Annotated in this window: 8 protein-coding genes; 3 read left to right on the forward strand and 5 right to left on the reverse strand. The window is 65.8% G+C overall.

What is annotated here, in order from left to right; all coding sequences use genetic code 11:
* Positions 1-22 precede the first annotated feature (22 nt).
* Both HNP55_RS05185 and HNP55_RS05190 read left to right on the forward strand, forming a co-directional pair.
* Positions 23-3,583: a DUF2339 domain-containing protein gene (locus HNP55_RS05185; protein WP_246448205.1), complete on the forward strand. Its 3,561-nt coding sequence runs from the start codon at positions 23-25 to the stop codon at positions 3,581-3,583.
* Positions 3,580-5,070, forward strand: coding sequence for a DUF3999 family protein (locus HNP55_RS05190; RefSeq protein ID WP_184296910.1), 1,491 nt, complete (start codon positions 3,580-3,582; stop codon positions 5,068-5,070). Before HNP55_RS05185 ends, HNP55_RS05190 begins: the two co-directional genes overlap by 4 nt.
* Before the next feature lie 267 nt (positions 5,071-5,337).
* Here the strand turns inward: HNP55_RS05190 and HNP55_RS05195 are convergent, their stop codons facing one another.
* The 3 genes from HNP55_RS05195 to HNP55_RS05205 form a co-directional block, all read right to left on the reverse strand.
* Positions 5,338-6,744, reverse strand: a complete 1,407-nt coding sequence (locus HNP55_RS05195) for a hypothetical protein (RefSeq protein WP_184296912.1) — start codon at positions 6,742-6,744, stop codon at positions 5,338-5,340.
* Between the two features lie 50 nt (positions 6,745-6,794).
* Complete coding sequence (locus HNP55_RS05200) at positions 6,795-7,685, reverse strand: hypothetical protein (RefSeq protein ID WP_184296914.1); 891 nt, start codon at positions 7,683-7,685, stop codon at positions 6,795-6,797.
* Positions 7,686-8,178: 493 nt separating this feature from the next.
* Positions 8,179-9,207 carry an aldo/keto reductase gene (locus tag HNP55_RS05205; RefSeq protein WP_184296916.1) on the reverse strand — a complete coding sequence of 343 codons (1,029 nt, stop codon included), beginning with the start codon at positions 9,205-9,207 and terminating at the stop codon, positions 8,179-8,181.
* 103 nt (positions 9,208-9,310) lie between these two features.
* Here HNP55_RS05205 and HNP55_RS05210 point away from each other — a divergent pair, with 103 nt between their 5' ends.
* Entirely contained in the window at positions 9,311-10,216 is a 906-nt protein-coding gene (locus tag HNP55_RS05210; protein WP_348648664.1) for a LysR family transcriptional regulator, read from the forward strand.
* On the opposite strand, the gene HNP55_RS05215 is transcribed toward HNP55_RS05210, so the two are convergent.
* Positions 10,217-11,050: a CsgG/HfaB family protein gene (locus HNP55_RS05215; protein ID WP_184296918.1), complete on the reverse strand. Its 834-nt coding sequence runs from the start codon at positions 11,048-11,050 to the stop codon at positions 10,217-10,219. It abuts the gene before it with no gap.
* 117 nt (positions 11,051-11,167) lie between these two features.
* Positions 11,168-11,941 (reverse strand): VOC family protein, encoded by a 774-nt coding sequence (locus HNP55_RS05220; protein WP_184296920.1) that lies wholly within the window; start codon positions 11,939-11,941, stop codon positions 11,168-11,170.
* Positions 11,942-11,958 lie beyond the last annotated feature (17 nt).

Consider the following 11,958-nt stretch of genomic DNA (forward strand, 5'->3'; position numbering starts at 1 on the left):
GTTGGGTGGAGTCATAGGGCTGATGCTGGGCGCCGTGATGGGCGGTGCGGAGGGCGCTTTTTTGCTGGGCGTGCTGGGCGCGGCCGGCGGCTATTTCTGGGCCCAGCGCGGCGCTAAGGCCGCCGGCAAGCCCGCCACGGCAGAGTCGCCAAGCCAGGCCGCCATCGCCGAGCTGCGCGCCCTGGTGCAGGCCCTGGAGCGCCGCCTCTTGACGGCCGAGACCGAGCTGCGCAGCCTGCGCCAGCAGCTGCAGGCGGGCGCCGCGCCGGCCGCTGTCCAGGACCCGCCGGATATGCCAGCGCCTGTGAGCGTGCCCGAACCTGTGCCCGAACCCGCGTATGAGCCCGTGTATGAGCCGGTGCTGGTGGCCGCCGCTGTTCCGGCAGCGGCCAAGCCCGTACCCGAGTCAGACCTGCCCCTGCCTCTGCCCCTACCTCCCGTTCCGCCCCGGCCGGTGCGCGCGCCGGCGCCGCCGGCCAAGCCCCTGCGCGAACGCCTGCCCGCACCCATCGTCCAGCTGATCTGGGGCGGCAACACCCTGGTCAAGATCGGTGTCTTCATCCTCTTCCTGGGCTTTGTTTTCTTGCTGCGCTACACGGCCGAGCGGGTCACCGTGCCCATCGAGTTGCGCTATGCCGGCGTGGCCCTGGCGGGGGCCGCCATCCTGGCCCTGGGCTGGTTCCTGCGCCAGCGCCGGCGCGACTATGCGCTGGCTTTGCAAGGCATGGGCGTGGGGGTGTTTTATCTGAGCTGCCTGGCGGCCGTGAAGATGCACGGCCTGATCGCCCCCGAGGCCGGCTTCGGCCTGCTGGCCCTGGTGGCCTTGCTGGGCGCCGCCCTGGCCGTGCTGCAGAACGCGCCAGCGCTGGCCATCATCGCCGCGCTGGAGGGCTTTGCCTCGCCGGTGCTGATGTCTAGCGGCAGCAACCGGCCCGTACCGCTCTTCCTCTACCTGACCATCCTGGACCTGGGCATCTTCGCCATCGCCTGGTTCAAGGCCTGGCGGGTGCTGAATCTGATCGGCTTTGTGGGCACCTTCGCCCTGGCCGCCGGCTGGGCCGACAAGTACTACAGCCCCGATCAATACGGCATCGCCCAGCCCTTTCTGATCCTGTTCTTCCTGCTGTTTGCCTTCATCGGCCTGCTCTTCGCACGCCGCACCCTGGCCGAGAGTCAGGGCTCGGCCTCGCCCTTGCAAGCCCTGAAGGCCGTGGGCCGGGTGGACAGCGCTTTGGTCTTCGGCACGCCCATCACCGCCTTCGGCCTCCAATACCTGCTGAGCCGGGATTTCTATCAAGGCCCGGCGCTCTCGGCCTTGGTGCTGGCCGGCTTTTACCTGCTGCTGGCCCGCCTGGTGTTTCAGCGCCAGAAGCCGGGCCTGGCCCTGCTGGCCGAGGCCTATGCCATCGTCGCCGCCATCTTCGTCACGCTGGCGATTCCGCTGGGCCTGGAGGGCCAGTGGACCGGCGCGGCCTGGGCGGTCGAAGGCGCCGGCATGTTCTGGCTGGGCGCGCGCCAGCAGCGGCCTTATGCGCGCCTGCTGGCCTTGCTGGTCTTGTTCGGTGCAGCCTGCAAGTTGCTGGGCGCCACGGTTGTGGATATGACGCCGGGCACGCCCTTGTTGACCGGCTCCCTGATCGGCCCGCTATTGCTGGCGCTGAGCGCCTTCACGGTCTGGGCCCTGCAGCGCCGCTTGTCGGCCACCGAGCGTGCCCCGGTGACGCAGCGGCATCTGGGCCTGCTGGCCCTGTGGCTGGGCGTGGGCGCCGGCCTGCTGCTGCCCTGGCAGCTCCTGCAGCCGCCCTTTGCGGCGCTGGCCACGGCCTTGCTGGCCCTGCCCTTGCAATACCTGTGGCAGCAGCGCGGCTTGGCGGAGTTCCTGCCCCTGAGCCATGCCCTGCGCCTGCTGGCGGTGGGCAGCTTTTTGTGCACCCTGCACCGGCCGGCCGATGTGGGCGGCGAGGCGGCGGCCCTGGCCAGCGGCTGGCGCGGCGCGCTGGCGGCCGGCCTGATCGCCCTGAGCATTCTGGGCGGCGCGCTGTGGAGCATGCTGGCGCAGCGCCGCCTCTGGCTGGCCGCGCAGCAAGCCCCGCAATGGAGCTGGGCCCAGCAGTTAGGCCTGGCCGGCGGCCTGGGCTTGCTGCATCTGGCCAGCTTGTTCGGCCTGGGCTGGAACGAGGCGGCCATCCTGTGGCCGCTGACGGCCGTGGGCGTGCTGTTCCTGAGCCTGCGCATGCGCCACGACGCCAGCGCCTGCCTGGCCCTGGCCCTGCCTTTGTGCGCCCTGGGCTTTTTGCTGCTGGACTGGCCCAGCCCGGCCCAGCAGGCCGAGCACCGCCTCTTCTACGCCCTGCTGGGCCTGGGTCTGGGCCTGCTGGCCCAGGCTTGGTTGATGGCGGGTGAGCGGCAGCAAAAACGCCCGCTCGGCTGGGCCAATACCTGGACGGCGCGGCAGCCCCTGCCCTGGCTGCTGCCCGGCTGGGGCCTGGCCGCCTGGCTGCTGGCCTGGCATCTGGAAGGCTGGCGCATGCTGAGCCTGGCCGCGCCCGCGGGCGATTGGGCCCTGGCCCTGGATGTCGTGCTGATCCTCGGCAGCTCGGTCCTGGCCAGCTGGATCGCGCGGCGGCGCGGCTGGCTCGAGCTGGGCGCCATTAGCGCGGCCACCCTGCCCGGCCTGATCGTGGCCGGCCTGGCCTACGGCGGCGAGCTGCCCTCGCAACACTGGGGCTGGCTGCTGTGGCCGCTGGCCTTGGCCTGGCATCTGCGCTTGCTGCGCGAGCTGCCGCGCTGGCTGGAGGCGCGCCTGTGCGCCGGCCTGCATGTGCTGGGCTGCTGGTTCTTTGCCGCCCTGGCCACGCTGGAGGCCGGGCACCGTGCGGGCTTGGCGTTTGGCGAAACCTCCGGCTGGGCCATGGCGGCCTGGGCCGGCGTGCCAGCGCTGCTGGCCTGGGCCTTGTCGCGGCCCGGCGTGCAAGGCCGCTGGCCGGTGCAAGCCTGGCGCCAGGCCTATCTGGAATGGGCCATGGCGCCGCTGGCCGCCGGTCTGCTGGCCTGGCTGTGGCTGGGCAATCTGCTCTGCGACGGCGCGGCCGCACCCCTGCCCTATCTGCCCCTGCTCAACCCGCTGGAGCTGGCTCAGGCCCTGAGCCTGGCGGCCTTGCTGGCCTGGTGGCGGAGCCTGTACGGTGGGCTGAGGCCGGAACTGCGGGCCCTGCTCGCAGCCACGGCCCTGGCCTTGATCACCGGCCTGGTGCTGCGCAGCGTCCATCACTTGGCCGGCGTGGCCTGGGACTGGGAGGCGCTGTGGGCCTCGCGCTTGGCACAGGCCGCGGTGTCCATCGTCTGGGCGCTGTGCGGCGTGCTGGCCATGGTCTGGGGCAATCGCCGCCTGAGCCGTGCCAGCTGGGCGGCCGGCGCGGTCTTGCTGGGTGTGGTGGTGGCCAAGCTCCTGCTGGTGGAGATGGCGGACCGCGGCGGCCTCTACCGCATCGTGTCCTTCATCGGCGTGGGCGTGCTGATCCTGGTGGTGGGCTATTTCGCGCCGGTGCCCGGCAAGGTCGAGAACAAGGAGCAGGCGGCATGAGGCGCTGGCTGACACTGGGGTTTTTGGCGGCCCTGCCGGCATTCCCGGCATTTGCGCATGAAGTGCCCGTGCTCTTGCAAGGCCATGGGCCTTACTACCGCCTGGACCTGCCGCTGAGCATTTACCAAGGCCTCAGCGACCCCGGCTTGAGCGATCTGCGCCTGCGCAACGCCGCGGGGCGTGACATGCCCTTCGCCTGGCTGGACCCTTGGCTGGAGGCGGATCTTGAATCCGCCAAGATCAACCATTATGTTTTGCCGCAATTCAGCGTGCCGCGCCAGCCCAAGAGCGCCGCCGACGGCCTGGGCTTGCGCGTGGGCAAGGACGGCCGGCTGAGCCTGCTGGCGCTGGGTGAGCCGGCATCGGCCGGGCCGGACCTGATCTTCGACGCCTCCCGGGTGCGCGGCGAATTCCTGCAAGCGACGTTTGAGCTGGCGCCCGGCATGCAAGGCCTGTTCACTTACCAGCTGGAGGGCAGCGAAGACCTCAAGACCTGGCAGCCGCTGGCGGGCGATGAGCAACTGGCCCGGCTGCGCAGCGGGGAGGGCCAGGCCCAGATCGAACGCCTGCAGCTGGACCTGCAAGGGCGCAAGGCGCGTTATCTGCGCCTGCGCTGGCTGGAGCCCGCCAACAGCCCGCGCCTGCAAAGCCTGAGCATCGCCGCCGTGCAAAGCGCGCAAGCCCTGCCCGCCCTGCAGTGGACGGCCCCCATCGCACCCAGCAGCTGCGGCCCGCAAAGCTGCGACTACCCGCTGCCCGGCCCCCTACCTCTGCATGCCTTGCGCATCGAGCTGCTGGAGCCCAATGTGCTGGCACCGGTGACGCTGAGCGGCCTGCGCGCCGGCTACACCATAAGGCCCACGTCGCGCGGCCACAGCCGCAATCCGCTCTATGCCTTGCGCCACAAAGAGCCGCAGAGCTGGAGCGTGCCCGAGCAGGAGCAAGGCCTGGCCAGCAGCATCGCCTACCGCATCCAGCAGGGTGCGGCCGAGACCCGCTCGCCCGATCTGGTGCTGGACGGCTCCGCCTTCCAGACCCTGCGCCTGCGCAGCGACAGCGGCCCCATCGCCCAGCTGGGCGCGCGTCCGCCCCTGCTGCGGGTGGGCAGCCAGACCCGCAGCCTGCTCTTGCTGGCCAGCGGCCCCGGCCCCTATGCCTTGAGCTGGCAACGCCCGCCCCTCGCTGCCGAAGCGGCCGCAGCGCCGGGCGGTGGGCCGCTCACCCTGGCCGCCCTGCTGCCGGGCGAGGCCGGCGCCGGCCCGGCCACCTTGCGCACCGCCGGCCAGGCCAGCCTGGACTGGGCGCAGCGCCAAATGAACCCCAGCAAACCCGCCGTTAGCGCGCCCAAGCCACCGGACCCGCAAGCGGCCGCCCGGCCCCAGCGCGGCTGGCTATGGGCTGCACTGGGGCTGGCCGTGCTGGTCTTGGGTGGGATGGTGGGGTCGTTGCTGCGCAGCATGGGGAAAGAGAAGGCGGAGCAGGCTTGAGGCGCACACGCCAAGCATTCAACATAAACGGACAGAACACAGGAGCTCGGCCCAGCGGACCGAATGTCGGTTGTCCGGTGCGGACTTGTACTCACGCTGTCGGCCATCGCCAGTCGCTGGCCGGCGGCAGGTATCGGTAGCTCGCGCGTACCTCATAGACCCAGCCATGGCCCGCTCGCGGCAGAGTCGCCTGCAGTAGTCGTGTCAGCCCCTGCGACGTCGATTTGCCATGGTTACGTTGGCCGCGACTCGGCGTCAGCCGTGCGTTCACTTCTTGAAGAATCGCGGATTGGTACATTCGGGGGCCACTTCGGCGCATCGAGGTAGCTTTGCCTCAACCTTCCGATTGTCATCCGCCGGAAATCTAGACAGCAACTCACTCCTGCAAGCGAGTTGCTTCCGCCCGAGGTCATCAATTGCAAGCAACTTATATTCCTGCGATTTGGCTAGATCAAAGATCAATCGCTGAAAAAGCCCGGGCTCATTTCCATGCATCTCTTGAGATATGAAATGACCGACGCAGTCCGCGGATTCCTCTGATTCAATTCCGCCGATAAAATGACCAAGCTCATGCCCCAGAGTAAAATCGATGCTTTCAGATATACACTGATTCATTTTGGCAGTATCGCCCTTTGCTGCAAGCGAAGCATCGCTCAGATCTGAGTCAGATCTTCGTCCAGCAAGATAATTCTTCAGCATTATTTTTAGTCGTGGAGTTAATGATGCGTCATAGTGAGTCGACGCAACACATCTGATAAAAGCAGCACGAATAAAGGTTGGAGAGATGTAGACAGTTCTCTCATACTGGGTTTGTTGAGGTCGCGCCCTGCCAAACGCATTAAACATACCACGAGCAGAATCAGTTTCGAATGGGGGAAGCCCCATCTTTTCACGATCAAAAGTTAAAGCCGGGTAGGGGAGCTTAACGGAAGCATTCGTAGCATTTCTCGGAATGCTGAGCTCAATTAGATCCCAGATGCGCCTCAGCGAAATTTCAGCACGTTGTCTCAGATATTCAGGAACGGGAATTTCCTTATCAGGCGACATAATAAAGAGTTCCGCTTGCGCCAACATTAAGTCATTAGTTGACTTGGTTGAAACTTCGTAGAAGTCAGCGACTTCATCCAGTCGACTGCGTAGCGCGGTGAAATTGAAATTTGAATTGGCGGCTCCGCAGCGAACAACAACAAAGCGGAACTTTGCATCCAAGGCCTTGACATGGCTTGGAGTATTCGATGACTCCAATACCGGCGTTAACGCCGATTTGGGCGGCAGACTTTCGGCGTTGCAGGAACCGAGCAGAATCGGCATCGTCCTGCCGGCCCAATATTCATATACGATCTCATTGTCGTCCGGACCATGCCACTTTGAAGAATCCACCCTCTCCAAGAACTGATTGAAGAGGTGACTTTCAGGACTGGCAATTTGATTGACAAGCAAGTGGAACCACTTTGACGGCAATTCCTCATCTGCAAGCGGACTTTCGTTGCCGGGCAAGTAAACCACTGCAAGCCGCCTAAATAGTGTTGCGTTGAGCGCGCCGTCAGGTCCGCGTCGCTCTGACAACGCTTGATTGGCGGCAACGCTAACATCAATCTTAGGAGATTCGCCCGGAGGACTGGCAGGTGGGCTAGGAACCCTCGTTCCGCATCCGATCAGCGCTGCTGCGACCAAGACTATCCAGCGAGATGGTGCGCGCATTATCGAGACGAGTTCCGTTTACATTAAGGTTGGATTCCCATAACAACCAAAGCGGACTTTACCGGTCGGGCTTCGAGAATTTGCCCGGTAGCGCCGGTGCCAATCAAAACCAATTCCACTGGTTTAATGCAAACATTTACTGGCTCTGGAAACCTCTTCTTCAGGCGAACGGTATTGGCATCGGAGAAGTCACCTGCAGTAAGGTTGGCCTTTGCTACCTCTTTGAATTTCGCTTCAACCCCAAGTTTGACAAGATCCGCCTTTTGAACTTCATAGTCGACTTCTGGACTCTGTATTGTTTCGCGAACCAAGAAGTATCTAATTCCGTCCGTTGCCGTAAATCCACTTTCCCTAAACCACAAAATTGCCTTGGGCTCTGGCTGCCCTTCTGAAATTTGGAGCATCGTGCTGCTGTATTTGGCCGATACATTCAACATACTTGATGCTTCGGTATCGAGTATCGCGCTTGCACCTGTGGATGTCGTGAAGTCGGAAAGACTGCTAAGCAGGAGTTTTGACCCTATAGAAACCCTTGCGGTGTACTCTGGAAATCCTGCATCAGTAGGCGGAAGCACCTGAATTTTGTCGACTTTTCCTAGTCGGAGAGTGATGCCTTTGGAATCCAACGAGAAGACACTACCGACCTCCTTCCACTTACTCGGCACGGGAAGGCACTGATACTCGCTGTCCTTAGGCGTAAGTGCTTGACCGGTGGTCTTGTTAGTCGGAATACAACCCGCCGTTGTCAACAGCAAAAACGGGATGGCGAGTATTCTGTAGTTGGGCATTGGCATGTCCTCCATGACGTAAGGGATTTTTAGCGCATGATCAGGCAAAAAATCAACATCAAGTTTGATGATTTCAAGCCGTCTGCGCAGCAGGACGACGATGGCCGCTGCTTGAAGTGGCCGCAACAGGCTCGCCTCCTCAGGATCCTGTGTGGCCTCGCTTTGCGCGATGAAGCTGGTCGCATAAGCTGCTGCTCGAGGCGGTACTGCGCTGGCTGTTCGGGGCGGTGGGACGGGTAGCCTTCGTACTTGCAGGTCGATGGCGCGCGCGAGGCTCGTGAAGTGCCAAGCCCCCACGATCTCAAGCCGCGCGCTACGCCTCAATCGCCTTGGGTGCTGCCCGCTGAAAGGTGCCCTCCGCTGCGGGGTCGCCCTCGAGTGACTGTGGATGTGTCCGAACGGCAGCTTCGAGGCGGCCAGATGAGGACAGCTAAAGGCGGCTCAGGGTCGTGAGCACTACTTCGCAGCTCGCAGAAGCTGCCTGCTGTCGGTGGCCTGTTTCGTAACAGTCTCATGCGCGGTCGTGGTCGCCGCGAGATAGTCTGGTGCAACAAATTTGGCGCGATAACCAGCCAGTCATATTGATTTGCGCGGGCCCGCGCAGGCGCCCAGCTTTGCCTCACCCCCGCCCCGACTCAATCCCCACCCACCCCCCTTCGGTATAACGCTCCCCCGCCACGGAGCCCGGTTTGAACAAATCGTCCAAGGCCTGAACCTGCACCGGGCTCAGCCCCAGCGAGCCGGCGGCCCAGTTGCTGCTCAGGTGTTTTTGCCGCCGCGTGCCGGGGATCACCAGGGCATGGGGCTGCTTGGCCAAGATCCAGGCCAGGGCGAGTTGGGAGGCTTGGCCCGCCAGGCCCCAGGCCTCAGCAAGCTCGGCCAGGCGCTGCGCCAGGGCGCGGTTTTGTTCGCCCGCCGTGCCATTGAAGCGCGGCAGTTGGCGGCGGAAATCGTTGGCGGCCAGGGTATCGGTCGCGGGCAGGGCGGCGCTGAGCAGGGCACGGCCCAGCGGGCTGTAGGCCACGAAGGCCACCCCGAGGCGGGCGGTGGCGGGCAGCATCTGCGCCTCGGCGCCGCGCTCCCACAGGGAATACTCGCTTTGCAGGGCCGCCACCGGGTGAATGGCATGGGCGCGCTCCAGGGTTTCGAGGCTGACTTCCGAGAGACCGATGGCGCCTATCTTGCCCTCGGCCTTCAGCTCGGCCAGGGTGTGCATCACCGCCTCGATGGGTTGGGCGGGGTCGCGGCGGTGCACGTAGTAGAGCCCGATCTGCTCGACGCCCAGGCGCTGTAGCGAGGCCTCGCAGGCGGCGCGGATGTAGGCGGGGGAATTATCGATATCGCGTTCATAGCTTCCCGGTGTGCGCTTGATGCCGAACTTCGTTGCGATGCAGAGTTCGGCCCGCTGCGCCGGGCTTAGCTGGGCCAAGAAGCGCCCCAGCAATTGCTCGTTATGGCCGTGGCCATAGGTGTCGGCGGTGTCGAAGTGGCGGACGCCTAGCTCGCGAGCAGCATGCAAGGTGACCAGGGATTCGGCGTCGTCGCTCTCGCCGTAGAACTCGCTCATGCCCATCAGCCCGAGGCCGATGGCGGGCAGCGTGTGGCCGGCCAGGCGGCGCAGGGCTGGGTTTGTGGATGTGTTGCTCATGCAGGGCTCCTTGTTGGGGTGGCGTCATGCTCGCGTCCGGCGCTCAGCCGCACAAGCCTCGCCGCGCCGCATGGGCTGTGCGGCCCTGCTTCACAATCGCGTGGTGAATGCCCGCATCCAACCTGAACTCCAGCAGCTGCGCATCTTTGCCGCCGTGGCCCAGGCGCGCAGCTATCGGCGTGCCGCTACCTTGCTCAACCTCAGCCCATCGGCCGTCAGCCAGGCCTTGCGGCGCCTGGAGCAAGGCCTGGGCCTGCCGCTTTTGAACCGCAGCACCCGCAGCGTGGCGCTGACGGCCGCGGGCGAGCGCCTGCTGGTGCAAAGCCTGCCGGCGCTGCAGCAGCTGGAGCAGGCGTTTGCCAGCGTGCGCGAGCTGGGCGGTGAGCTCAGCGGCAGCCTGCGCCTGAGCGTGCCGCGCAGTGCGGCCCGCCTGCTGCTGGCGCCCATCGTGGCGCGCTTTGTGCGGACGCACCCGCAGGTGCAGCTCGAGCTGTCGACCCAGGATGAGATGGTGGACATCATCGAGCGTGGCTTCGATGCCGGCGTGCGTTTCGCCGAACGCCTGCCCGCCGATATGGTGGCCGTGCCGCTGGGCGCGGCCCAGCGCTTCGTCGTCGTGGCCAGGCCCGATCTGCTGGCCCGGGTGGGTGCTCCACAGCTGCCGCAGGATCTGCTCGGCCGCCCCTGCATACGTCAGCGCTTCGCCAGCGGTGCGCTCTTCCACTGGGAGTTCAGCAGCCAGGGGCAAGACCTGACCCTGGATGTGCAGGGCCCGCTGACGGTGGACGATCAGAGCGTCGTCCTGCCCCTGGCTCTGGAGGGCCTGGGCTTTGCCTATGTTTACGAGCAGGCCGTGCGCGAGCATCTGGCCAGCGGCCGCCTGCAGCAGGTGCTGGCGGGGTTCTGCCCCGAGGGCACGGCCTTCTCGCTCTACTACCCCGGCCGGCGCCAGGCCAGCCCGGCGCTGCGGGCCTTTATCGAGCTGCTGAAAGACGGCCTGCCGGCCTGATCAACCGGCCTTGCCGCCCTTCACCGCCACCGGCGCCGGCAGCTCCTTGGCGGCCAGCATGCGGGCCTGCGCAACCAGCTGGTTATGGGCATCGAGAAAGGCGGCGGCGATCACCTTGCCCTCGGCGCTATTGCTCCAGCCGGCGCCGGCTGCGCCGCCCAGCTTGCCCAGCACCATGCCGCCCACACCCAGGTCGGTCACGCGCACCGAGCCGGTGGCGGCGGCCAGCTGCTCGGTGGTCTCGTTATCGGTCAGCAGCAGGGCGACCTGGGCTTCCTTGAGCTTGACTTGCTCGGCCGCGCCGACGAACTGCTTCAGCACCGGGATCATGGCCAGCAGGCCGCCCACCTGGCGGCCGGCGTCTTGCTCGCTGAAGGTCAGGCTGGGGGTCAGGGTGTATTGGGCTTCATAGCCTTTGCCCTTGGCCACGGTATTGCCGTTCTGGCGCAGGATGCCGGCCTCCTTGAGCTCTTGTTCGCGCACCGTGGCCTTGAGGCCGGCGCTGCGGTCCACCACGCGGAAGCAGCCGCTTTGCTGGGCCAGCAGGCGCACCAGGGGCACGGGGGAACTGGGCAGGCCCTGGGCGCCCGAGAGGGTGTAGCCGCTGGGGTTTTCGACCAGGGCCAGGGTGGCGACCGGGGCCTCGCATTTGAGCAATTCGCGGCTGGCATTGTGAGCGCCGGCGGGGCCGGCCGAGCCGCTCACGACCGAGCCGCCCTGGCCCAGTTCGGCCCCTTGTTTGCCGCAGGCGCTCAGCAATAGGCAGCTCAGCAGCAGGGCGGCGAGAGGGCGGGCAGCGGCCCGGGGCGGATGGATGGACGAAGCGGAGGGCATCTGGCGGTTTCTCCCTGAAATGGCGCGCCAGTATGCGACCAATCCGGGGCCTGCCAAATGGTCAATTTACCCGCCGCCTGTCACGGGTTCAGGTCGAGCTCTGTCGCGAGAGCGGCCTCAGTTTTTCTCGGCCACCAGGGAGAATATGGCGCCTTGCGGGTCGAGCGCGTTGATGATCCAGCTGCCGCCGGGCACTTGCATGGGGCCGTTGATGACCCGGCCGCCACCGGCCTTGACGCGCTCGATGGCGGCGCCCATGGCCTCGACGTTGAAATAAAACCCCCAGGCCGGCACCGGCACCTCGGGCATCTTGGTCATCATGCCGCCGAAGGCATCGCCGTCCCCGCCAAAGCATTGGTAAACGCCGGCCGGGCCCATATCGACGGCGTCTTTCTTCTGCCAGCCGAATTGCTCGGCATAGAAGTCCCAGGCCTTGACGCCGTCCACGGCCATCAGCTCATGCCAGCCCACGGTGCCGGGGCTGCCGACGGGTGGCTGCGGGGGCTGCTCGTCGCTGCTGCCGGTGAAGATGGACAGGCTGGCCCCTTGCGGGTCGGCAAAGCTGGCAAAGCGGCCGACGCCGGGGATGTCGGTGGGCGGCATATGCAGCGTACCGCCGGCCTTGAGGATGCGCTGGGCCTGGGCATCGACGTCGGCCACGCCCACATAACCCACCCAGCAGGGTGGCACGCCGGCGGCGCGCATGTCCTGAGTTAGGGCCATCAGGCCGGCGACCTGGTTCTCGCCCACGGACAGCAGGCTGTAGTCCATGCCGGGCATGCCGGCGTCCTTGGCCGTCCAGCCCACCACCTGGCTGTAAAAGGCGCTGGCGGCGGCAGAGTCGGAGGTCATCAACTCGTACCAGACAAACTTGCAGGCTTGGGGGCTCATGGCGGGTCTCCTCGGTG

This window comes from Roseateles oligotrophus, assembly GCF_014204525.1.
GTDB classification, from domain to species: Bacteria; Pseudomonadota; Gammaproteobacteria; order Burkholderiales; family Burkholderiaceae_C; genus Paucibacter_A; species Paucibacter_A oligotrophus_A.

Coding starts and splice junctions, on each gene's coding strand:
- HNP55_RS05205 (WP_184296916.1), bottom strand. CDS start 9,207: ATGAGCAACACATCCACAAACCCAGCCCTGCGCCGCCTGGCCGGCCAC.
- HNP55_RS05185 (WP_246448205.1), top strand. CDS start 23: ATGCTGGGCGCCGTGATGGGCGGTGCGGAGGGCGCTTTTTTGCTGGGC.
- HNP55_RS05190 (WP_184296910.1), top strand. CDS start 3,580: ATGAGGCGCTGGCTGACACTGGGGTTTTTGGCGGCCCTGCCGGCATTC.
- HNP55_RS05215 (WP_184296918.1), bottom strand. CDS start 11,050: ATGCCCTCCGCTTCGTCCATCCATCCGCCCCGGGCCGCTGCCCGCCCT.
- HNP55_RS05220 (WP_184296920.1), bottom strand. CDS start 11,941: ATGAGCCCCCAAGCCTGCAAGTTTGTCTGGTACGAGTTGATGACCTCC.